This is a genomic window from Flavobacterium foetidum, assembly GCF_004634245.1.
In the GTDB taxonomy this organism is placed as follows: Bacteria; Bacteroidota; Bacteroidia; order Flavobacteriales; family Flavobacteriaceae; genus Flavobacterium; species Flavobacterium foetidum.
Genome location: NZ_SJTF01000007.1, coordinates 186,778 through 212,788 on the forward strand (window position 1 = coordinate 186,778; position 26,011 = coordinate 212,788).

At 37.6% G+C, this 26,011-nt stretch carries 12 protein-coding genes; 5 read left to right on the forward strand and 7 right to left on the reverse strand.

Annotated features, from left to right (window positions below; genetic code table 11):
- Positions 1–8 precede the first annotated feature (8 nt).
- The 5 genes from E0W73_RS11005 to E0W73_RS11025 all read left to right on the forward strand — a co-directional run bounded on the left by E0W73_RS11005 (position 9) and on the right by E0W73_RS11025 (position 10,331).
- Entirely contained in the window at positions 9–548 is a 540-nt protein-coding gene (locus E0W73_RS11005; RefSeq protein ID WP_135222127.1) for a phage tail protein, read from the forward strand.
- Positions 549–614: 66 nt separating this feature from the next.
- Complete coding sequence (locus E0W73_RS11010; protein WP_135222128.1) at positions 615–1,745, forward strand: type 1 periplasmic-binding domain-containing protein; 1,131 nt, start codon at positions 615–617, stop codon at positions 1,743–1,745.
- Complete coding sequence (locus tag E0W73_RS11015) at positions 1,742–2,680, forward strand: formyltransferase family protein (RefSeq protein WP_135222129.1); 939 nt, start codon at positions 1,742–1,744, stop codon at positions 2,678–2,680. Before E0W73_RS11010 ends, E0W73_RS11015 begins: the two co-directional genes overlap by 4 nt.
- A 15-nt stretch (positions 2,681–2,695) precedes the next feature.
- Entirely contained in the window at positions 2,696–9,436 is a 6,741-nt protein-coding gene (locus E0W73_RS11020) for a T9SS type A sorting domain-containing protein (RefSeq protein ID WP_135222130.1), read from the forward strand.
- Between the two features lie 61 nt (positions 9,437–9,497).
- Positions 9,498–10,331: an outer membrane beta-barrel protein gene (locus E0W73_RS11025; protein ID WP_135222131.1), complete on the forward strand. Its 834-nt coding sequence runs from the start codon at positions 9,498–9,500 to the stop codon at positions 10,329–10,331.
- Positions 10,332–10,504: 173 nt separating this feature from the next.
- Here the strand turns inward: E0W73_RS11025 and E0W73_RS11030 are convergent, their stop codons facing one another.
- The 7 genes from E0W73_RS11030 to E0W73_RS11060 form a co-directional block, all read right to left on the reverse strand.
- Positions 10,505–12,907, reverse strand: a complete 2,403-nt coding sequence (locus tag E0W73_RS11030; protein WP_135222132.1) for a sugar-binding domain-containing protein — start codon at positions 12,905–12,907, stop codon at positions 10,505–10,507.
- Between the two features lie 159 nt (positions 12,908–13,066).
- Positions 13,067–16,582 carry a malectin domain-containing carbohydrate-binding protein gene (locus tag E0W73_RS11035; protein ID WP_135222133.1) on the reverse strand — a complete coding sequence of 1,172 codons (3,516 nt, stop codon included), beginning with the start codon at positions 16,580–16,582 and terminating at the stop codon, positions 13,067–13,069.
- 403 nt (positions 16,583–16,985) lie between these two features.
- Entirely contained in the window at positions 16,986–19,715 is a 2,730-nt protein-coding gene (locus E0W73_RS11040; RefSeq protein WP_135222134.1) for an alpha-d-galacturonidase, read from the reverse strand.
- A gap of 114 nt (positions 19,716–19,829) precedes the next feature.
- The gene (locus tag E0W73_RS11045) at positions 19,830–20,714 is read right to left on the reverse strand and encodes a sugar phosphate isomerase/epimerase family protein (protein ID WP_244248472.1); all 885 of its coding nucleotides are present in this window, start codon (positions 20,712–20,714) and stop codon (positions 19,830–19,832) included.
- A gap of 166 nt (positions 20,715–20,880) precedes the next feature.
- Positions 20,881–22,026: a sialidase family protein gene (locus E0W73_RS11050; protein ID WP_135222136.1), complete on the reverse strand. Its 1,146-nt coding sequence runs from the start codon at positions 22,024–22,026 to the stop codon at positions 20,881–20,883.
- A gap of 271 nt (positions 22,027–22,297) precedes the next feature.
- Positions 22,298–23,125: a BRO family protein gene (locus E0W73_RS11055; protein WP_135222137.1), complete on the reverse strand. Its 828-nt coding sequence runs from the start codon at positions 23,123–23,125 to the stop codon at positions 22,298–22,300.
- 44 nt (positions 23,126–23,169) lie between these two features.
- On the reverse strand, positions 23,170–25,920 hold the full coding sequence (locus E0W73_RS11060) for a glycoside hydrolase family 78 protein (RefSeq protein WP_135222138.1): 2,751 nt from the start codon (positions 25,918–25,920) through the stop codon (positions 23,170–23,172).
- Positions 25,921–26,011 lie beyond the last annotated feature (91 nt).

The following is a 26,011-nucleotide window of genomic DNA, read 5'->3' on the forward strand; positions in this document are numbered from 1 at the left end:
AATCAACCATGGAAGGAACAATGTCCGAAATCCGATTATATGCTGCCAACTTTGCTCCAAAATACTGGGCATACTGTTCTGGTCAGCTTCTTAACATAAATACAAACCAAGCCTTGTTTAGCCTTTTGGGCACCACTTACGGAGGAAATGGTATTACCAATTTTGCATTACCTGATTTTAGAGGAAGAGCTCCTGTAGGAACCGGTACTCCTTCGGGTGCCTCTCAATTTGTTTTGGGTCAGTTATCTGGTACTGAATCTACTACTGCACTGCTTTCAAATCTTCCCTTACATACGCATACAGCAGCTGGTACGCTTACTTTAAAAGCTTATGCCGATACAGGAGATACTGCGGCACCACAAAATGCGTATCTGGCTTCAATAAATAATCTTTATTCTGACAAAACACCAGATAGCGCTTTGAAGCCTATAACACCGTCTGTTACTGTAGCCGTAACAGGAAATAGTCAGCCGATTTCTATTATGCAGCCTTATTTAGGTTTGAGCTACATAATATGTATGCAAGGAATATATCCATCAAGAAATTAATAATCAACACCCATTAGAATTGACTAATGGGTGGTTTGTCTTTTTAATTATCTATACCAAATATTTATGAAAATAGCTTTACTCTTGCCCCGATCTGTCATTTATCCTTCGATGTCTTTTGATATAATGGACGGTTTTAAATCTTCCCTAAAAAAAATGGGACATGAGGAAAAACACGAAATTGTTACAGCCAGTATAGGACTTGGCGCCGATAATAAAGAAATTTACTCGTGCAGCGAACAATTACTGTTTAATAATACAGATATTATTATAGCTTACATTAATCCTGATACAGCTGAATTTATACAACCTCTTTTCGAAAGCTCAGGTAAATTACTGATTGTACTGGACAGCGGTTATCATTTTCAAAATTTTGAGAAAAAAATACCAAACGTTTATTTTATTTCGCTTCAAAATGGTTTATGCTCTCGTTTAATCGTACGAAAAGCCATTGAAGAAGGCCAACATAATTTTGCGTTTACTTGTTCTTTTTATGATGCCGGTTACCGTCCGCCTTATACTTTTTCGACTGCTATCCAAGATAATGGGGCTTCGATTCATTACAACCATGTCACATCATTAAAAAAAGCTGATTTTAATTTAGGTCCATTAGAAGAATTTTTAGAACAAAATGACAATGTTTCCTTATTGGCTTCTTTCTGTGGTGATATGACTGAAGATTTTTTCAGGGAGTCGTCAAAGCTCAAAAACATAGCTTCTCGCAAAACTTATGCAAGCGGTTTTACTGCCGAAGAATCGTGGCTCAATAAAATTGCTTATCCGGGTTACAATTGGAGCTGTGCCGTACCATGGTCAGTCAATTTAACAAATGATGAAAATGTAGAATTTGTGACGGTAATGAAAAATATCCGAGAACAAAAAGCAAACATTTTTTCGCTTTTAGGATGGGAAGCAGGCCTGTTTGTAACAAAGTCAAACGGTCAGACATTGGATCACATTAGCATTGATTCTCCAAGAGGAAAAGTATATTTTAATCCTAATACTGGTTTTTCAGAAGCACCTGTTTATTATGCAACGGTGACAAAAAATGAAGAAAACGGAAACTGTATTTTAGAAAATGTAATCGAGGTTACCGATTTAGAAGAAGAACGTAGTCGTTTACATCAGCACGTATTGGCTATTCAGAACACAGCTATAAATTCTTGGTTAAACTCTTATGCCTGTTTAGACTCATGAATCCAATACGCGACATAGTAGTTTTGTGCAATAACCGAATGGCTTTTGCGGCTATTCAAACCTTATACAGCATGGGCAGGCTTCATACTATTGGAGTTCCTTCAGAAAATGAAGATGTAAAAGCTTTTTGTTCTGTTTTTGCTGCAAAAGCCGGAGTCAATTTAGTATGGATTGAAAAAGGCAAATTACAACTTCAACTTCAGGAAATCATAAAAAAAAGCAATGCAAAATTCATTTTTACGATGACATTTCCATGGAAAATTCCAGAAGAAATCATCGAAAAAAATCCAAACCTGTTTTATAATTTCCATTATGGATTATTACCTGAAATGAGAGGAGTTGATCCTGTTTTTGAATCCATTAGAAAACAAAAAAAAGAGACCGGAATTTCTGTTCATGCCATTGAAAAAGAAATTGATAAAGGAAAAATAATCCTTAAGAAAACATTACCGCTCCATGCCGATTTAACACACGGAATGCTTTGTACAAATTTATCGTATCTGGCTTCTTACCTCTTGCCTGAGCTACTTATTTTATTGAATATAAATGAGAAAGGTTCAAATCAAGATGAAACTTTAGCACAATACTATAAAAAACCGACCATTGCAGATGTCAGCATTCAGTGGGAAAAACAGGACTCAAAAGCCATACAAGCTTTGGTAAATGCCTGTAACCCATGGAACAAAGGAGCATACACACAATGGAATGGATTAAATATTAGGCTTTTAGAGGTTACTCAGACTAATAGCATCTCCAATAGTTCAAGCAATCCGGGAACTATCTTGGAAATAACCGAAAACAACGGCTTAATTATACAATGTTATGATAATACCCTTTTGCGTATAAATACAGTTTATACAAATGAAGGTTTTATGAGTGGGCACAAATTGCTCGCTTTTGGTCTAAAAAATGGCGAGCGATTTGCCTCCCTATAATTTAATTATCTTATTATGAAACACTTTTACTCACAAATTAAAAAATTCTTAAATATCGCCCTCTTTCTGGGGATATTTTTGCAGAGTTACTTAAGTAACTCCCAAACTACACTCGTAGCAGGAGACATTCTGTTTACAGGATATGACACATCCCCAGCATCAGCACAGGGTGATACTTTTAGTTTTGTCTGTCTGAAAACTCTCGATCCGGGCACTACTATTCGTTTTACCGACAGAGGGTACGGAGCAGACACTTCTTGGTGGCCAGCAAGCGGTCTGGAAGGAACCGTTACTTGGGTTACCTCTGGCACAATCCCAGCTGGTACGGAGGTATTTGTACAAGGATTAAACACCTTTACCTATAACAAAACTACTTCTAGTTTGGTTTCAAATAGTACGCTTACACTGAACAATGGAACTATGTCAAACGGATTGACATTGAATGGTCCTGGAGATCAGATTTATGCTTTTCAGGGCGGTACTGGAGATCCTTCTAATAGTGGTGTTGTATTTATTGCCGGAATCCATTTTTATGTTTGTCCTTCAGGAACTACCACTGCTACATGGGATACAGGCTGTACACTCGGTACAAACACCTCTACATTAAAAACGGGTGTTGGAGGCCTAGTTGGCGGTACAAGCGCATTTTACACAGGACCTCTAGGCGGAACTGGTACCACAGTAGCCGTTTCAGGTCGATTTGATAATACCTTAAATTATCCGCTAAGTACAGTAGCAGAAATTAGAGCTGCAGTACTAAATCAGGCAAACTGGGGTCTTACCAATGCTACTCAAACTTTGCCATCAACTAAGCCTTTTTTAAGTACTCCAACAGCCATTACAACCAACCCTGCTAGTAGGGTAGTTTGCTCAGGTAGCACTACATCATTTACTGTAGTAGCAACTGGGGCAACAAATTACCAATGGCAGGTAAATACCGGAAGCGGATTTGTGGATGTAGCCAACGTAGCACCTTATTCGGGAGCAAATACAGCAACACTTACAATAACCGGAGCAACATCTGCAATGAATAGCTATCAATATCGCTGCGTAGTAGGCGGTTCTGGTTCTGTAACTTCTACAGCAGCAACTTTAACTGTACCTGTACTTCTAGCCTCAGCTGTGCAATCGCAAAGCAACGTAAGTACTTACGGCGGTACAAATGGTTCGGCTACCATAGTTGTTAGCAATGGTGTTAGTCCCTACTTTTACTCTTGGTCGCCTTCTGGAGCAACAAGTGCTACAGCAACGAACCTTGCAGCTGGTACTTATACGGTAACAATTACCGACAGCACTCCTAATGGTCTTGGAGGTTGTACTATTTCGCAAACTGTAACTATTACTCAACCGGCAGGTTCTGTAGTATCTACAAACACTTTAAGCGGTTTTACAAGTTGCGGAGCTGCTTCTCCAGAACAAAGTTTCACCTTGCAAGCTGGTGGTTTAACCGCAGGACTTACTGTTTCAGCGCCTACTGGTTTTGAAATCGCTACAAGCAGTACAGGACCTTATAGCAATAATATCATTTTTAATCCCACTGCTGGCGTTGTAGCTCTTCGGACGGTGTATGTTCGTTTGGCTGCGTCTGCCACAGGTACTCCATCAGGAAATATTACTATTTCTTCTACAGGAATTACAACCCAAAATGTAGCCGTATCGGGAACTGCAAATGGTGTTACTATTACATCACAACCTGCAGCTGTATCTGTGTGCGATGGTGGGAATACTAGTTTTTCTGTAACAGCCTCGAATGCTACAGGGTATCAATGGCAGGTAAATCAGGGAACTGGTTTTGTTAATATTACAAATAACTCAACATATTCTGGAGCTACAACTAACATACTGAATATTACGGGAGCCACAACGTCATTTAATGGTTATCTCTACAGAGTTGTAATTTCAGGAACATGTCCTTCTGTAAATTCGAACAATGCTGCTCTTACCATAAATCCAACCCCATCAATCACTACACAGCCAATTACAAGTCCAATTTGTGCGGGATCTAATACTTCGCTAAATGTTATAGCTTCAAATGCTACTGGATATATCTGGCAGGTAAATGACGGCAGTGGCTATACGGATATTACAAACAATTCGACTTACTCAGGAGCTACAACTGCAACTCTTAACATTACAGCAGCTTCTGCCGCAATGAACAATTATACTTATAGAGCCGTTGTATCTGGTGGATGTACTCCTAATGCAATTTCAAATGCTGTTACGCTAACAGTTAATTCTGCTCCGGCAATTACTTCAAATCCATCCGACAGTTCTATCTGTAATAACTCAAATACGACATTTACTGCTACTGCTTCCAATGCCACAGCTTACCAGTGGCAGGTAAATCAGGGAGCAGGGTTTAGTAATATTACAAACGCAGGTGTTTATTCTGGAGCTAATACTGCAACTCTTGTTATTACAGGAGCAACTGCAGGACTAAACAATTATCAGTATCGTGTTGTGGCTTCAGGAAACTGTCTTCCAACAGCTATTAGTACTGCAGCAACATTGCGCGTTTCTAATATTCAGGCCACTACAGCACAAACTGATATTGCTTGTCACGGAACTGCTACCGGTTCATTAGTGGTTTCTCCAACAGGAGGTATCGGATCTTATACGTATGAGTGGTCGAATGGAGCAACTACTTCAGCAATTACTAATTTAGCTGCTGGTAACTACAGTGTCACTATCAAAGATGCTGTTTTATGTGAAAGAGTATTGAATTTCACGATTGTGGAACCTACTTCACTAACGGCTACAGCGGGAACTGTTAACAATGTAAGTTGCCATGGCGGAGCAAACGGTACTGCAACAGTTAATGTAAACGGCGGAACTCCAGGCTATACTTATTCTTGGGCTCCATCTGGAGGAACTAGTGCTACTGCATCAGGACTTGCTGCCGGTGATTATACCGTTACGATTACAGATGCTAATGCCTGCCAGACTACACAAAGCTTTACTATAACACAGCCAGCTGCTGCTATAACTCTTACGCCATCTCAGACTAATGTTTTATGTCGTGGAGCAGCAACGGGATCAGCGAGCGTAACAGTTACTGGAGGGACTTCTGGATATACATATTCATGGGCACCATATGGAGGAACTGCTGCTACAGCAACAGGACTAGCTGCAGGCACATTTACAGTAACTGTAACTGATGCCAATACTTGTCAAGCAACACAATCGTTTACTATTACGGAACCTGCTATGGCTTTAACAGCAACTGCAGGACCAACTTTAAATGTAAAATGCAAGGGTGACTCAACAGGATCTGCAACTGTAATTGTTACAGGAGGAACTGGAGCATATACGTACTCTTGGGCACCTTCTGGCGGAACTGCCGCTACAGCATCAGGGTTAGTTGCAGGTACATACACAGTAACCGTAACTGACGCAAATTCATGTACAACCACGCAGAGTTTTACAATCACTGAGCCTGCCAATGCACTTACAGCAACTGCAGGAACTGTTAACAATGTTTCTTGCAACGGAGGATCAAATGGTTCTGCAACTGTAAATGTCACTGGAGGAACAGGGGCACGCACTTATTCTTGGGCACCATATGGAGGGACTAGTGCAACTGCATCTGGTTTAGCTGCTGGAAACTATGTAGTTACAGTTACAGATACTAATAATTGTCAGACTACACAAAGCTTTACTATAACACAACCATCAGCTCTTGACGTTAGCGGTTTTCAAACTGATGTGTCTTGTAATGGTGGATCTAACGGTACTGCTACTGTAGCCGTAAGTGGTGGAACAGGCTCTTATACTTATCAATGGTCTCCTTCAGGAGGAACTGCGGCTACCGCTTCTGGTCTTCAAGCAGGTACTTATACAGTAACTGTAAGAGATGCAAACAATTGCCAAAAAACACAAAGTTTCACTATTACAGAGCCTATATCTTTAACTGCTACACAATCTCAAACTAATGTTCTTTGTAACGGTAGTGCAACAGGAACAGCTACGGTAACTGCTTCTGGCGGAAGCGGATCTTACAGCTATTTATGGTCTCCTTCTGGCGGAACTGCTGCTACAGCTACAGGCCTTACAGTAGGAAACTATTCTGTATTAATTACCGACAACAACGGATGTTCTATTACTAAAAACTTTACCATTACTCAACCATCGGTATTGACAGCGACTACCACTCAAGTTAGCGCCACTTGTTCTACACCAGGCGAAGCTGGAGTTATACCAGCTGGGGGAACAACTCCATACACTTACTTATGGTCTGATGGCCAAACAACTGCTACAGCAACAGGATTACTCGCAGGAAATTATTCTGTAATGGTAACGGATAGCAATGGTTGCATTATTAGCAGAAACTTTACCATTACAACTACTAATACATTAGTTGCAACTACGTCTCAAACTAATGTGCTATGTAATGGACAAAACACAGGCTCTGCTAGTGTAGTGCCTTCTGGAGCTGCTGGTCCATTTACATACGCATGGTCTCCATCTGGTGGAACTGCTGATACTGCAACTGGATTAGCCGCAGGAAATTACTCTGTAACAATAACGGCTGCTAATGGATGCTCAATTGTGAAAAACTTTACAATTACACAGCCAACAGCCATCAATATCACGCCTTCTCAAACTAATATTACCTGTAACGGAGGATCAAATGGTTCTGCAACTGTTAGTGTTACCGGAGGTACAGGATCATACACTTATTTATGGGCTCCATCTGGAGGAACGGCTGCAACTGCAACAGGATTGGCGGCTGGAACATATACAGTAACGGTTACCGATGCTAACTTGTGTCAAAAAACACAAAGTTTTACTATCACTCAACCGGCTCCAATGGTAACAACCGTAACTCAAACAAATGTTTCTTGTAATGCTGGATCTAATGGTTCTGCAACTGTAAGTGTTACTGGAGGAACAGGAGTTTACACTTATTCTTGGGCTCCATTTGGAGGAACGGCTGCAACCGCTACAGGTTTATCAGCTGGCACCTATACTGTGACAATTACAGATGCTAATGGATGTATTGCTACACAAAGTGTAACAATTACAGAGCCTTTGGTTCTTACTGCATCCTCAGTCACAACAGATGTTACTTGTAATGGTGCTAATGACGGAACTGCAACAGTAAGCGCTACCGGCGGAACTGGCACTTATACTTACTCATGGGCTCCATCTGGAGGAACGGCTGCAACTGCGACAGGATTGGCTCCTGGAACTTATACAGCAACCGTAACAGATGCAAATGGATGTTTCACAACTCAAACAGTAACTATCCTTACAACTCCTGACGTAACTGCTCCTGTTCCTAGTGTAGCAGTACTGCCAGAAATAACCGAGTATTGTTCTGTTTTGGCTTCTCAAATTCCTGTTCCAACGGCAGTAGACAATTGTGTCGGATTATTAAATGGAACTACGACAGATCCTCTAAATTATAATACTCCTGGTACTTATACGATTACTTGGAAATATGATGATGGTAATGGAAATACAACAACGCAGCTTCAGACTGTAAAAGTACTTGTATCTCCTATCAATGCAGTAACTTTTAGTAATGCAACATTTACTTATGACGGAAATCCGCATTCTATTCAAGTAGCTAATCTTCCAACGGGAGCAACTGTAACTTATTCATCAAACAACGGATCAATAAATGCTGGGACTTACGCTGTAACAGCAACAGTAACGCCTGCATCTTCATTGCCAAATTGTTCGCCAATTGTTCTTACAGCAAATCTTGTAATTAATAAAGCAGCGCAGCAAATTACGTTTGGAGCTATTCCGACTAAAACATTGGGAGCTAACAATACTTTCAATTTAACAGCAACAGCAAGTTCAGGACTCCCTGTAACATATTCTTATACGTATGATTCTGCACTTCCTCCTGCGACTGTTACACCTGCTGGACAAGTTACTATGACGAGATCAGGAGAAGTACTGATTACAGCTCATCAGCCTGGAAACAACAATTATCTTCCGGCAACAGATGTTTCTCAATTATTGGTAATTTTAAACAACAATATTGATGTTAAAAGAATTTTAATTGGATCAACTGTTTACGAAAATCCTGCAAAAACAATAACAAAATTATTGGCTTGTGGCGAAACTAATCCGAATATCTCTGTTGTAAATGAGTCAAATGCGACAATTACACCTGCAGCTAATTTTACAATTCAGACTCCAAAACCAGGAATCTATACTCAAAATGTAAATATTACATCTGAAGACGGATCATTATCTGCAAACTATTTAATTACTGTAGAGAAACCATTTGGATTCTATGACATTGTACAAGTTAAATTTAACAATGTGCTAATTGTAAACAACAATCCGCAAACTAATGGCGGGTACGAATTTACAGCTTACCAATGGTTTAAAAACGGACAGTTAATTGGTACAGGACAATACTACTCGGCTGGAGAAAGCATAGGCAATGTTTTAGATCCAACTGCAAGTTATATGGTAAAAATGACAACCAAAGATGGTAAAGTTTTACAAACTTGCTCAGCTCAGATTACTTTAACTCAGACGCTTCAGGCTAAGCTATATCCAAACCCAATTCAGTCTGGAAAAATAATTACTGTCGAAGCCGACTTCCCATCAGAAGAATTGGAGAAAATGCAGATTAGTCTATATTCTGTTACTGGTCAATTAGTAAAAACAGTTCACTCTTCATCAGTAAGAACTGAAATACAATTACCTGAAACCACTGAGAGCAATATGTACCTTGTTGTGCTTGAAACTCCAAATGTGAAAAAATCATTCAAAGTAATTGTAAAATAAAACAAAACCTGCCGGTATTATTTTAGATTTAGAATAGTACCGGCATAATAAAATCTTTAAGATGAAAAAATATTTAACATCACTCGCTGTTGTAACTGCTCTTTTAACTGGAGGTTTTAGCAGTTATGGACAGGATATCAAACAGGAATTTTCAATTTCGGCTGGAGGTCCGTTTTCATTTATGAAATATTCTGGAGGCTATGTTGCTGGAAATGGATTTAGTGCCGGACTGCGTTATTCATACTATCTAAATGAAGGCTTGAGCCTGGGAGTTGGAGTCGAATACCAAAGCTACTCTTCTGATTTTACATCTCAATCTCTAAATGGCAGCTACGATGCTGTAGACAGCGAAAACGAAGCCTTCCAGTTTCGATACAGAACTACAAATTTAAGAGAGGAACAAAATCTGGGGTACGTTAATATCCCGCTTAACATTCAATTTGAAACACCTGGAACTTCTAAATTGTATGTATCTGCAGGAGCAAAAATCGGATTTGCAGTAAACGGATGTTATACCACTACAATGCAAAACCTGACTACAAGTGGCTTCTATCCACAATACAATGTAGAATTATTTTCACCTGAATTTGCTGGATTCTTCAGCAAAGACAATGTAGACATCGGAAAACAAGATTTGGAAACAGAAATTTCATATTCCTTTACTTTCGAAACTGGTTTAAAACAGCTTATCGGCAAACGAAGTGCATTTTACATTGGTGCTTATCTGGATTACGGCCTGAACAATATTTACGACAAGGGTGCAAACAAACCTATTGTACAATACAGTCCAGAGCTTCCAGTACAGCTGCAATACAACAGCACTTTAGATTCTCCGTTTGTACATAACGTGAGACTGGTTTCCTACGGTATAAAACTAAGATTTGCAGTACATTAATTTCGATACCAAAACAAAACTAAAAAAGCTATTCAATTTAATGAATAGCTTTTTTTATTTTATCTCAAGAGAAAAATTAAACCGTTATAGAAGTATCCTAATCAGTCAAAACTTAAAAATCACTTATATAAGTTATATGATTCTAAAATTTGGCGACTTGGCAAGAGCTAATTTTACTGCACTTTAACGCCAATTGTTGATGCTTCTAAGCCAGATGTAGTCACCTTCAATTGAATATTCTCTTTTTTTCCGTTTGACTGAATTATGGCAACACATTTCCCATTAAAAAGTTTGCAGGAATTCGCTTTAAACGACTCTAAATTGGCCTGATAACCATTATCAACTCCAACCAATTTTCCTCCGCCAGTCACTTCAAAATTGATTAAATCCATGGCGTTCGGCACTAAGTTTCCATCTTTATCTAACATTGAAACCGTTACGTAAACCAAATCGTAAGTATCGTTTTTAATTGCAGTTTTATCTGCTTTTAAATCCAATTTAGAAGCTTCTGTTGCTGTTTGGATTTCTTTCTCCAAAACTACATTTCCGTTCTTTCTTGAAACCGCTTTTAAAGTTCCCGGTTCGAATTTCACTTTCCATGAAACATGCAAATCATCATTTTGTTTTGATTTTTTGCCAAGCGATTTTCCGTTTAAGAACAATTCAACTTCATCTGCATTATTGTAATACGCCCAAACGTTTATTTCCTGATCTTTTGTCCAATTCCAGTGCGGTAAAATATGTAAGACAGTTTTGTTTGACCACTCGCTTTGGTACATATAATAGACATCTTTTGGAAGTCCGGCTAAATCCACAATTCCGAAATAAGAGCTTCTTGCAGGAAACGGATACGGATCTGGTTCGCCAATGTAATCAAATCCTGTCCAAATAAAAGTTCCCGCCATGAAATCCTGACTTTTAATCGTTTTCCAGTTTTCTTCATGCGTTGCGCCCCAATACGATTTCACCTGATCGTAAGCCGAAACGGTCCAATCTGCATTTCCGTCAAAGGGAGCACCGTGTTTGGTTGGCCACGCTTTAATAACATCCGATTGGTCATAATGTCCGCGCGTTTCTAAAGCCGAAACACTTTCTGAAGCCAATATCTTCTGTCCTTTAAATTTTATTGGGAAATCTTTATAATCTTCATGTTTGTAATTGAATCCCAAAAGATCCAAAGCTCCAGATTGGTAAATAAAGTTCTTCTCGATTACATTTTCGGTCAAAGCAGAAGTTACCGGACGCGTTGTGTCTAACGATTTTACGATTTTAGCCAATTCTCTTGTAATCGCGATTCCAGTCGAATCAAACTGTTCCCTGATTTCGTTCCCAATACTCCACATCATAACCGACGGATGATTGCGGTCTCTTTTTATAAAATCTTCTAAATCCTGTTTGTGCCAGGCGTCCCAATCTTTATGATAATCGTTGGTTACTTTTTTCTTCTTCCAAACATCAAAAGCTTCGTCCTGAACAATGAATCCCATTTCATCGCACAATTGCATCATTTCCAACGAATGAGGGTTATGAGACATTCTAATAGCATTTGCTCCCATTTCTTTCATCAAAGTCAGTTTTCTTCTCACAGCGTGAATGTTTTCAACCGCTCCCAAAGCGCCATTATCATGATGCAGACAAACTCCGTAAATTTTGGTTGGAACACCGTTTAATGAAAATCCTTTTTCTGAATCGAAATTGAAATACCTAAATCCAAGTGGTGTTACATAATTGTCAACCAACTTCGATTTTTCGTAGATTTTTGTAATGACTTTATACAAATACGGATTTTCAGTATTCCATAATTTTGGTTGTTTTACTTCCAGATTATGAATCTTTTTTTCTGAGGTTTTAGGTCCTATTTTTTCTGTTGAAGTAAAATTGGCAACTTCCTTATTTTCTGCATTCACAATCGAAGTAACCAGCTTAAATTCTTTTGCAGCAACATTATCATTATCAACGGTAACTTCTAAATGTATTTTTGATTTTTCGGCTGAAACTTCTGGAGTTGTTACAAAAGTTCCCCACTTCCCTACATGCAGTTTTTCACTCGCAACTAAACGCACATTTCTGTAAATCCCAGAACCCGTGTACCATCTAGAATTAGGTTGAGAATCGTTATCCACTTTTACGGCAATAGTATTTGATTTTCCAAAATTTAAATACTGAGTCAAATCATAACCAAAAGAAATATAGCCGTTTGGGCGAACTCCCAATGATTTACCGTTTATAAAAACTTCGCTATTCTTAAAAACACCATCAAATTCGATAGAAACCGTTTTATTTTTCCAATTCGCAGGAACCGTAAAAACTTTTCGATACCAGCCTTTACCTGCAGGCAGAAATCCTTGTGCTTGGTTGGTTTTAGCATCTTTATCAAAAGCGCCTTCAATACTCCAATCATGAGGCAATTGAAGTGTTCTCCAATGCGAAGCATTAAAATTAGCGTTTATAGCCTCTGGATGCTCACCCAATTTGAAGTTCCAGTTTTTATTGAAGTCTTCTACAATTCTGGCTTGCTTTTGTGCTAAAATGGATACCGAAAACAATAAGGCAATTGTAATTTTTTTTAAAATCATATTCTTTAGTTTTTCTCTCGCAAAGACGTAAAAACACAAAGTTTTCTCCTAAACCATATAAGTAATATAAGTTCAATTAAGACAAAACTTAAATATCTTATATTACTTATATGGTTTAATTTCCTTTGCTACTCTGCGACTTTGCTAGATTATTTTTATTTACTGAAATTCGAAGTTATCCAACATTAGCCCCTTCAAATCATCTCCTTCGAGCGTAATTTTATAGGTTCCTGCGTTGATATATCCTCCAGATGTTGTGTTCAAAATCTTCCATTTTTCAGGTGAAGGGAAAAACTCAATCGTGTCATTTCGCATCAAAATTCCGTACGCATCTTCCATTTTGAATTTCACTTTTAACGGAACTTCATTTCGATTCATAAAACGGAAACGCATTAAATAGATTCCCGCCACACCTGGTTTTACCTCAAACTCGATGCTGTTATTGGTTTTCTTAGTGAATTCGATATAATCTGCTTTTTTGAAATTTCCTTTTTCGATTCCGGTTCCTGTTGTTTTTGTTTTTTCAGCTTCGATGATTACGACAGGTCTCGAATCGTCTTTTTCGCCCATATCGTAAGTTGGAACAACGACAATTGTAGAAATTGCTTCTGAATTATCAAAAAGAACCTTCTCACCTTTCTTTACTTTTTTAGTGAAAACGTCAAATAAAATTCCGTTGCTGTTTTTCGCTTTTTCTTCTATTTTTTTATAATCCGAAAGTCCGTTTACTGTTTTGATTTTACTGTCAACTAAAATATAAATCGTCGATTCTTCTTTTACAGTGAATGAACCTTTATTTTTTGAATTAACTGAAAACTGTAAATAATCTGCGCCAAAAACTTCTGAAGGCAATTCGGTATAACTCACTTCTGAATTTAAATATTGTTTCGAATTAATATCCAACCAAGAACCTATTTTAAACTCTTTAGAATCCAAACTCACATTTTGAATATTGCTCGGTGATTCATTGACAGCTTTAACGTTTTTATCTTTCGTCGCAATCGCAATCGCAGAAATAATCGCTTGCGAAGCTTTTATATTTGGAAATGAAATCACAATTTTTCCGTTTACGCTTTTTACTAAGAACGTTTTCTTTAAAGCGTTGTCATGTCCTGCTTCTGTCCAAATATCAAAATCTTTTAGAACAATCTTATCATTAATAGCAACATCAAACAGACGCCAGCCTTTGCAATCCATTCCGCCTCCTGTTCCGTACCAAGGTTCTGTGAAATACAATTCGACTAAATATTCTCCGTCAGGCGCAGGAAATTCGTAACGAAGCTTATCAGCTCCGTATCTCAAATTTTGAAATAATTCTTGGTCTTTTGTCCCGTTTATTGGGTCAAAAGTTTTTCTCTGACTGGCAAAAAAATCAGGCAATTTTTCAAAACTATCGGTCCATGATAGCGAACCCCAAGTATTTTGTCCATTTTTATGTCTGTCTGTTGACCAAATATTTCCGGAACTGTCCATCAATTCAGAACCGCCACAGTTTACTCTGTAAAGATAATTGTAGCTTTTATTTGGTTTTAAAATATCGTTTTTATCAGCTACTAGAGTTTCAAAATTGGGTGCTTTAGGCAGATTATTCAAAACAATATAATCTTTGGCAACCGCTTTTCCGTTTACATATCCAACGGCGTATAAAACATTGTATTGAATATTGACATTATTGAAGATAAAATGCTGTCCGATTCCTGGATTTTTCAGTTTTCCTAATGACGATTTATTCACATCATTAAACAATTCTACTTCCTCGCAATTCGAATAAATATCGATTCCGTTTTTGATTCCCGGTTTTTCCCAACGACTTGGCCAAGTGTGCGAAACAATATAGACCATCGGATTGCTTTTGTTGGAAACGTAATTCGCACGATACATATAAAACGCATCCAGAGGTTCTCCCCAAACAGTAAAAAGTCCTTTGTAATTTACAGGTCCTACCTTATCAATATCTCTAAAACCTTCTCCATTTTGTACGCGTCCCGGATTTTCGTGTGAAGCAAAAATCCAGTTGAATTGCCCCGCGATTTTATCTCTTACCGATTCGGCTTCTCTCACTTTAATTTCCATTAACTGAGAAAAACGGTTTTCGCTTAATGTTCCTTTTTGGTCAAACTCTCCTTCCGTATGTAAATCGGCTGAACGCCATGCGCCGTATTCTCCGTTTAACAACTGAGTCGTCATTTCCAAACTATATTTTAACGGATCGCCGCCATACGTTCCCGACCAGTTCTGTACCACATTCCAATCTGTTCCTTCTCCTCCATTACACGTCGTTACAATTCTTTGCGAAGCTGATAACGGATCCATTTCGCGGATTATCTGCGTGCATTCTTCTGCAAATTCCTTTGGAATCGTGCTTTCGTTCTGCAATCCCCACATTACAACAGATGGGCTGTTTCTACGTTCTTTAATCCATTCTCGTAATAAAGTTTTAAAGTTTTCCTTGAATTCCGGCGTATCGTACCAGATATGTGCTGAAAACTGACTCCAAAATAAGATTCCGTTTTCGTCCAATTCTTTTTGATATAATAAGTTATGAGGCTGATGCGCTTCTCTAAAAGCATTAAATCCGCCCGCTTTGATTTGTTCGATTCGGGAATGAATCATTTCATCTGAAAACGAATGGCTTTTTCCAATCAAATGTTCGTATTCGCAGACTCCGTTTATAAAAACAGGCTCGTCATTGATGAAAAAACGATTGTCTTTTCCGTCACGACTAACCGGCCAGCTAACCCAACGGATTCCGTAAGGTGTCGTTAACTGATCAATTATTTTTCCGTTTTCATATACTGAAGTAACCAATTTATACAAATACGGATTAGATGGCGACCATAATTTTGGGCTTAAAATCTCAGGAAGTGTCTGTGCTATTTCTTTTGTTTCTCCCGAATTGATTTTGTTGTCGCTTTTTATAATAACAACTTTTTTTCCTGAGGCATCCAAAAGAATATTCTCGATTGTCAAATTTCGTACTGACGTCCCGTAATTCTTGACTTCTGTAGTTGTATGAAGAATTGCCTTTTGTTTAGAAACCGATTTATCATTCCACATATGAACGCCAAACGGCTGAATTCTAACATCGTTTGTAACGACTAAAGTAACAGGCCTGAAAATTCCCATCGGCTGAGAACCTTCTGAGAATCCCCATTCGCCCGAACAGCCTCCGCAAACCCAAGGCAAATCGGCAATAAAGGAAGGATGCGATGCTTTTACCAGAATCTGGTTTTCTTTTTCTAAAGAAACAGCTTTGGTAATATCAAGGGTAAAAGTGGTTCGCCCACCTTTGTGTTCGCCCACTTTTTTGCCGTTTACCCAAACTGTTGCGTAAGAACTAACGCCTTCAAAAAACAAAAAAAGCCTTTTCCCAGCGGCGGTTTTGTCGAGTTTTAATGTTTTTTTGTACCAAGCAGTGCCGTGCAAATTTCCATGTTTTGTTCTTCTAAAACCATAATACTGATCCCAATTGTGAGGCACACTTACCTTTTGCCAATTGGAATCAGTTTTTGGATTTTCTACAAAATCTTCTTCTTTCAGCGGAAGATTATCCAAGATTACGGTCTCCCAAGATGAATTCAGCGAAATTTCTTTACGAACTGAACCTTTGCTCTGACTCCAAACAAAGCAAAGACTTGAAAAAAAACAAAAAATAAAAAAAACTATTCTATTCATATTTTTAAACCATATAAGGTATATAAGGTAATTTAAGTTTTGTTGTATATCCTGCAAGGTTTTCAAAACCTTGTAGGAAATCGTAACATTTGTCATTTCGACGGAGGAGAAATCACACTAGAAGCTCGACAAAGATTGGTGAATTTCTGAACGGAAATTCTTGTGTGATTTCTCCATTTGGTAGAAATGACAAACTATGTAGAGTTTCTTGCGGAGGTACCTCGTTCCTCGGGATGACAAGATTTTGTTTATATTCTTAATTAAAACTAACAGATTTTAAAAACCTGTTAGGTCTAAATTAACAACGAGTTCGCGTGAGGGATTGAGGCGGTATCCTTTTATGTAGCGGAGCGGAATAAAAGATATAGCCGAAAGCCCGACCCGGAGGGACACGCCCAAATTATTAATAAAACAACCAGTCAATAGCTGCTTTCTCTCCTGCATCAATATATCCAACATCGCGTGGTGTAATATTTTGATCTGCGTCGATAAAACCTAAAATCAATACTTTTCCTTTTCCTAAATCTAATTTATTCTCGCCTGGCTGAAAAGTATAGGTATGAATGTTTACACGTGGTAAATCTTTTAAATTCATGGCACTTGCCAAAATCACTTCGGCTTGACCGTGTGCATTTCCTGCAGCGTCTGTTTCTAAGCTTGGCGGTAATAAAAATCTCTTTTGATCCGAATTGAAATACCCAACTACTAATTTAACCGCTTTTGTATTTCTAAACTTCAAATGCGTTCCTTTTTCATTCTGATCGTTTTCTACAAACGAATATCCTCTTAAATTTTGAAGTTCTGGAGCAATTTTAGTTAATTCAGAAATATCTGTTCCATACACTTTTGTTCCAGTTTTAACTAAATAAGTTCCCGGTTTTTCGTCAATGAATGTTACTTCAGCAGTTTTCCAAGGTTTTCCTTCTTTAGTTTCGATTTTACCGTCTTTTGACGATTTCAACTTTTCCAAATTTCTTTTGAAATTAGCCAATTCACGTTCGTAATGCGGTAATAATTCTGCCCAAGTTTTGTTGTTTCCATCGTCTCCCCCAATTGGGATACGGCGCTGAGCGGTCTGCATACTGTTGGCATAATAATACGTATCTTTTGTTAGTTTTACCAATAATTCATAGTACTCAATGCTTTTCGCTAAATGAGGCATTGCTTTGTCTAAATCGGCAATATCATTTGAATAACTGTATCGTAAAACCAATAAAGCGGCTTTTACTTTTTCTGAGAAGAAATCGGCAAACGCTTTGTAAGCATGAATATCGTTTTTAAGACGTTCAAATTCTTCTTTGTCTTTGGTTACGCTGGCTTCAGCTTTGTCAATGGCTTCAACTGCCAATCTTCCATGTTCTGTAATTTCAGCAATAATCTGCGTTGGAAGCTCGCCAGAATGTGGTTCTTTGTTCCATTCTTTTTTAGCATATTCCAAAAGCAATTCGCCAGCTGGTCCACAAGATTCGTGGAATCCAGGATACACTCTCCATTTTGACGGATTTACCAATTGGCTTTCGAACATTCCTAACAATAAAGTTTGGCGGTTTCCTTCTGTGATTCCAAAACGTCTTAAGGTTTTTGGAGCGATTTCTCCTGTTTCTTCGTAAGCTTTTAAAATGTTATTGGCAGCTTCTTGACTTGTTCCGAATTTCTTCGCTAAGTCTTTATCCCAAAACTGAACTTCTTCGTTTCTATCTCTTTTGCTGTCCCAAGCATATCTTGCCCAAGCTTTATACCAAATCCAGTCGCGATCCATTTCCAATAAACGTTCGCCGGTTTTAGTTTTATCTGCAGAATAGGGCCAATCCCAATACGAAGCTTGCGGATACAAGTGTAATGCATTAGCTCCATGAATGTTATGCATCGCTTTTACCGTTTTCTGAATAAAGTCTGGTGAACCGTATCTGAAAGGCTCCAAATTTGCAAGAATATGAACATTTGAAATATGAACCGAGTTTAATGAACTAAGTTTTTTATGAATATCTCCCCACGGACCACCTGGAGTATAAGTCGTCAACGATTCTCCATTATACTTATGCATCGTGTATAAATTTTTGTACAATGGTTGCGATTTTTCCATCACCAAAGGTGCATCTGTATCGTGAGCACGCAAAATAATTGGTGGTTCGTCTGTTCTTCCTAACTTTTTCATTCCGTCATGAACTCCAGGAATAATCGTTTTGGTAAACCACTCCACATCATCATCAATTGTGTTTATAGCTTCTCCCAAACAAACTAACAATCCAACATTTGGATATTTTTCAATGAAAGCAGTAATCGATTTTTGCGTATAATCAGCAATTTCTGGAGTAATTGGTCTTGAACGATCCTGAGTTTTAATGTTATAGTGTTCTGCAAAAGGCTTAGATACAATAATGTTGTAGAACATCTGAATTACCCAGATTCCTCTTTTGTTGGCTTCTACTGTTAAGAATTTATAGATTTCTTCATTCTTCTTAAAATCTTCATCGCTTACTTCAACTGCAAATGGATATTCTTTCAGTTTTACCAAAGAAGCAAACGGATGTCCGTTCCATAAATACAAAGAGTTCATGCGGTTTTCTACCAACATATCTAAATATTTAATCCAAAGTGCTTTATCATAAAACCAAGGGAAAGTTTCTGGTGTATACGGATATTCGTAAACATCGCGACCCGGAAGATAAACCGGTTTCTGTACGCCGATACAAGCACCACGCAAAACCATTTCTGGACTATCTTCAATATTGATTTCCGACGGAAGCTGACCTGAAGTTTTAATTCGATCCACTAATTCTAATGCTCCGTATAGAGTTCCACTAGCGTCTGATCCTTCAATATAAATTATATTATCCTTCGTACGAATCTGGAAACCTTCTTTCTTTGCTAATTTGCTGTCGTCTATTTTAGCGCTTTTCGCATTTTTCTTCCAAAAATCGGTTCCTTTTTCTCCAATTACAATTGTTTTATCTTTTGATTTTTTGAATTTATCAGCAGAAGTTATGCTGAATCCTTTTGTTTTCAGTGTTTCAGATATTTTATCTGCTCCAAATTTTGCTCTTGGCGAATTCGCATCACTTACAATAGTGATGTTCTGCGCTGTCGCGAAAGAGACATAAAGACATAAAAAAAGTAATTGTAAATATTTCATGGTATGCTGTTTTTTGTATCTGCTGAACATCCTGCAAGGTTTCGAAACCTTGTATATGCATCTATTTTATAAAATACCTACAAGGTTCCGAAAACCTTGCAGGAAAACGTGAAATTAATTCTGGAAAATCTTTTTTAAATAAGCCACATTTGCTCCGTAGTTGGCTTTTACATTGTGAACCTGTGTTACGTCACGAGAACGCTCTACAATCAGCCAGCCTCTCCATTTCATTTCATCTAATGTCGCTTTGATTTTTGGCATATCAATCGCTTTGTCATTTTCCAACCAAAACTGATCGGTGTTTGAAGCGTGAATCTGCGCTAAATATTTCTTGCCTAAGATTTTTAATTCTGCTGAAATATCTCTGCCATTATCAACTGCATTGGCAAAATTGAAAGAGCTTTTGATGTATTTTGAACCTACTTCGTCCAAAAGTTTTTTCTCATCTGTGGCACTTAACGAAGTTTCGATTGCAATAATTCCTCCTATTTTACCTACTTCTTTTCCTGCCCATTGCAATCTTTTAATCACTTCTGGACGCAATTCTGGATTTTTAACCAAATCGGTTTGCGTTCCTAATGGAAGATACGCCACTTTTACTTTCATGTTTTTCATCGCCTGAATACAGTCTGTAATCATTGGCGTGATTTCTCTTGTGGCGAAAGATTGCGCGTAAAATCCAGACATGGCAATTGAACTGATTCCAACTCCGGTTTCTTTTGATTTGTCCAAGAATTTTTGTCTTTCAACAGGGTCACCCAATTTACTGTCAAATGTGGGTCTATTTCCTAAACCTCCCATGTCGAGTTCGATTCCGTCGGCTTTTATTTCAGCTGCCAAACCAAAAGCGCCTAATTTTTGTCTTTTTAAAATCATCCAGTCGCAAACAGCAACCTTATATTTTTGCTTTTTGTTGGAAGACTGAGCCGTCGCACAGCTGTTGAATGTTGTTGATAACGCAACAAATAATATAACAATTAAGTTTTTATTTAGCTTCATGTTATTTGAATTTACCATTAAGATATTAAGGAAATTAAGCTTCGGTGCTTTTACTATTTTTATTCTTAGAATTTTTAAGAGAATTAAGCTTAATGTTCTTTTTATAGAAAAAGCATAATAAGCACAACAACTTAACTTTCTTAATCCCTTAATGGTTCAATTAATTTTACTCTTCTTCTGCTTTTACTGCTGTTACCACTTTTCCTTCTTCACCCGGCCAAACTCCATTTTTGATTGGAAGTGCAACCAATTTACTTGGATCGATTTTTACGTATTTCAGCTTTTCTCTTCTCCAAGTGTAAACAATGTGCACCATTCCGTCTGAACTTTGAATCATTGAAGGATAAGAATATTGACTGATTTTTGAATCTTCTAAAACCAAAGCAGCGTTCCAATTGATTCCGTCTTTTGAAACCGAAACATTCAAAGGCGTTCTTGGTCCTTTTGCTTCTGTTCCCGGAGGTAAAACGTGATTGTAAACCAATAAATGTCTTCCATCTTTAAGTGTCACAGCATCAGTTCCAGAGTTGTTATTTGGCAATCCGATTAACTCAACATCCGACCAAGTTTTTCCGTTATCTTTTGAGAAAGTGCTAAAAATAGCTCTGTTTCTTGTTCTTCCAATCGCTTGAATGCTTCCGTCTTTATGGAATAAAATACTAGGCTGAATAGCATTGATTTTTTGTTTTCCTCTTGGAAGCGTATCGCCCATTACCCAAGTTTTCCCAAAATCAGGAGTAGATTCCATACGAAGTCTCCAGCCATCGCCTTCAATACTTGACGGACATAATAAAGTTCCGTTGCTTAATAAAACAGGTTTATTTTTGATTGGTCCTAAGAAACCGTCTGGCATTTTTTTAGCTTCAGACCATGTTTTTCCGCCATCAGATGAAGTTCTTATTACCCCCCACCATTCTGATGGTTTTGGCCCGATTTTGTAGAATAACATTAAATCGCCACCCGGAATCTGATATAAAACCGGATTCCAAGTTGGTAATCTCGGTCCGTCTTTCATGACACCGTCGGCTACTTTTACACCCTCGTTCCAAGTGTCGCTTCCTTTTGGTTTAATTGCCACATAAATGCAGACATCAGGATTTCTTTCGTGAGTTCCTCCAAACCAAGAAGCAACCAAATCACCATTTGTAGCTTCGACAATTGTAATCGCATGACACGAAGGATAAGGTGCTTTATCGTAAACAAACTGATCTACTAAAATTCCTTCTTTCCAAGTTTTCTTTTCTAGAGCCGATTTACAACTTCCTAAAAGGAAAAGTCCAAACAAGACAAATGCTAATTTTGCTATCTTCATTCTTAATAAATTATGAATTATTTTATTTCTATAAATAAACACCTAATATTTTTTTAGGTAAAAATATTTATTAAGTGTAAAAATAACACTAAAAAATTAACAATGCATCCTGTACTGTCCCGAAATACTAAAAATGCAGCATATTTAACGTTTATCGCAAAATTTCCTGACGAAAACGTAATAGCTAAATCACTTTTTTACTGTTGTAACATTACATATTAAAACAGTACGATAAATGGTATTTTTTAGGGTTGAACTTTTTAAAAAAATATTATTTCTTAGGTAAGGTCTTTTTTTCCTTTGCAGGAGGCAAAAAATTCTCGTTTGTCACTACATTTTTACCCGTTTGCTGCTCCAGTTCTATTCTTGCATTTTTTGCTACTTTCCCACCTTTTTTACTTGCCTCTGCATTTTCTCCTAATCCTCTTGCTTCATCGTTTTCTGCTATCTGCCTTGTAGAAAGTTCGGCCAGTGCTGTAAAAATAAGTTCTGCCTCGCTCATGTGATCCCTAAGGTTTTGCGACTTTAAGCCTTTTGCTTCCTTATGTTCTTTCACTGAAAGGCCAGTCCATTCTTGATGAATAATATTAGTTAGAATTGCAAATTCATTTTTCCCTTCAATTCCAGCTTCTTTCCAATAATCCGTTAGTTTATTTCGAGTTTCCTGTCCCATCATACGCTGTTGAATCCACTTTTCACTTCGTCCGTGTTCTTTCCAGTTTTCTCTCGCACGGTCTATACTTTGTGAAGGATCCTGAATTTCTTGAATACGTTCATGACCTACTTTTGCCAGCCATAATTTAAATGGTTCTGCTTTGGGCGATGGAATTGATTGTACTATTCTAAAAATATTCTCAACATTGCCTGCTAGTGTTTTACGCTTTTTTCCATTAGTCAGCATTGTTACCTGGGGACAATTTGTCCCTATGTAACTTCCAAGTGCAACATCCCTCTTTCTAATTTTTTTTAAATAATCTGTAGGGTTCTTAGAATCTGTTAAAGCCTCCACAATATCTACTATAGAAAAATACCAAATTTCATTATCCTTATCGTAATGGCTTCGTACTTTTTTATCTTCAAAAACTTTAATAGCATCCATAAATCACTTTTTACAACAATCTGCAATAGTACGAAAAAACTTTCTTATTTTACATTCAAAACATAGGATCCTGACGGTAATGTAACAGCAGTATTATTAGTATTTGTTTTAATAGAAGTAGAAAACTGAGTTAACTTTTGCTTATTCACTGTTATTGATGAAACATTCGTTGTTGGTAAATATACTATAGCCGTTGTATTAGCAGGAATCGTAACATTCCAAACCAACCCTTTTTTGTCTTTTTTCCAATCACTTTTTATCGTTCCGTAAACCGATTCGTATGAAGCATTTACATAACTCAATCCGGCATTAAAATCAGGTTTCATAATAATTTGTTTGAACCCCGGAGTTTCAGGATTGCTTTTGATTCCTGCCATATTTTCGTAATACCAAATCAATAAATCGCCTAAAAGCATTACGTGATTTTGCGAATTCATTGCCGGGTCAGCTGTGTTTCCGTTCCACAATTCCCAAATGGTTGTGGCGCCGTTTTCGACCATATAACCCCAACTTGGATAGGTTTTGTTGGATGCCAATTTGAAAGCCAAATCGCCACGACCGAAATTAGTCAACGTTCTCATTAAAAACTGTGTTCCGATAACGCCCGTACTCACATGACCATTTTTAGTCACTTCAACTTCATGTACCAGATTTTCGAAAACTTTTTGTTTTAATTCTTCTGGAACCATTCCGAAAGTTAAAGGCAATAAATTGGCTGTTACGGTATTATTGGCGTAACTGTTTTTTGATGCATTAAAATATTTAGTATTGAATGCTTTTTTGATTCTTGAAGCCAATTCATCATAATGTTTAATATCATTTTCAGCATTGGCAATGACAGCAAACTTTTTCATGATATTTAAAAGCTGATAATAAAACGCACTCGAAATCAATTCGCCATCCGTTAAACGAGAAGGGTCTTTCGAACGGATTAATTCTAAAGATTCAGGCGGAACGCACCAATCTCCGTATTTGTCTTTGGTAATAATATCTTCAACCAAATAGTTTTGTTCCATATAATCCATCCATTTTTTCATGTATGGATATTGTTTCTCTACCACTTTTGCATCACCAAACTGCTGATATAACATATCTGCAACCGTAATGTATGTCCCGGGCCAAGTCACATTATCGCCATAATAACGCCAGAAGGCAGGTGCCACATCTGGAATTCCGCCATCAATGGTTTGTGAGTTTTTAATATCATCTAACCATTTTGCGTATAAAGTCTGATTGTCAAATAAGAAACTTTCTCCGTAAGCTCCCGTTGTTCTGTCTCCCAACCAAGGCTGGCGCTCGTTTCTTTGCGGACAGTCAATCGGCATTCCTTTGTAATTCCCGCTGATTCCCCACCACGCATTCTTAAAAATCTGATTCATTATCGGATTTGAAGAATCGAAAGTTCCTGTTGTTGCAATATCATCGTAAACGACTTTTCCAACAAAATTTTCTAAAGCGGGTTTGCTTTTAAATCCTGAAATCTCTACAAATCTGAATCCGTGAAAAACAAAACGTGGTTCCCAAATTTCTTCGCCTTCGCCTTTTAAAGTATAAATATCGGTCGTTTTGGCATCGCGCAAATTGGCAATGTACAAAGAACCGTCTGACTGTAAAGATTCAGCAAATTTCATCGTGATTTTATCTCCCGCATTTCCTTTTACTTTCAATTGCAGCCAGCCTACCATATTTTGTCCCATATCCAAGATATAAGTTCCCTTAGGCGTTTGTGTGATTGAAATCGGTTTTACTTCACCTTTAATTTTCATATTTGCCGACATCTGTCCTTCGTAGAATCCGCCTGGTTCTTGAACATATTCCGCAGCAAGCCATTTTTTATCATCAAAATTAACGGTATTCCAGCCTTTCATTTCTTTGCGGGCATCGTATTCTTCTCCATCGTATTCGTTATTCGATAAAATCGGTCCGTCGGTGGTGATTTTCCAAGTATCATCGGTTCTGATTACATCTTTGCTTCCATCGGTATATTCTACAAATAATTGCAGAGCCATTTTTGGGAAACCAAATGATTTGATTTTATAGGGTTTGTAATCTTGGCGCATGGCAAAAAAACGTCCGTTCCCTAAAATCGTTCCCAGCATATTTTTACCTTCTTTCAATTGAGAAGTGACGTCAAAAACATTGTATTTTATATTTTTGGTGTAGTCCGTGGGAACTGGAGCTAAAACTTGGTCGCCAATTTTATTTCCATTAATGTACAACTCGTACAAGCCCATTCCCATAATATAAACTTTGGCACTTTTGACTTGTTTTTTCAAGTTGATTTCTTTTCGTAAATATCTCGCAGACAATCTCGAATATTGCGAAACACTGTCATCTTTAGACAATTTTTCATAGCCAATCCAACGAGTCGATTTCCAATCGGCATAAGTTAAAATTCCAATACTGAAATGTGCATTTTCTTTGGATTGAATTTCACCTTTATTGGTAAAAACGGTTACTTTCCAATAAACGTCTTGTCGGTCTTTTAGTTTTTTTCCATTATAAATCACATTTATAGAAACATCACTTTGCACTTTCCCGCTATCCCATAAATCGCCATTTCCTGCATTCAATTTCGCTAAACTTGAAGAAGCAATAATTTGATACGCTGTCTGTTTTACATCATTTATAGCTGCTTTTATTTTCCAACTCAATCTTGGCTGTAAAACATCAATCCCTTCAGGATTGGTCGACATTTCGCATTTTAAATCACTTACAACGATTTTGTTTTGGGCTTCCGCCGAAATATTTAAAAGTGAGATGATTATTGTAATATGTAAAAAAAACTTTTTCATGGTTTTATTTTTAAGCTTTTGCTTTATTTTATCTCTCGCAGATTTTGCAGATTTAAGCTGATATAAGCAGATTTTTTTGTCATTTCGAGGA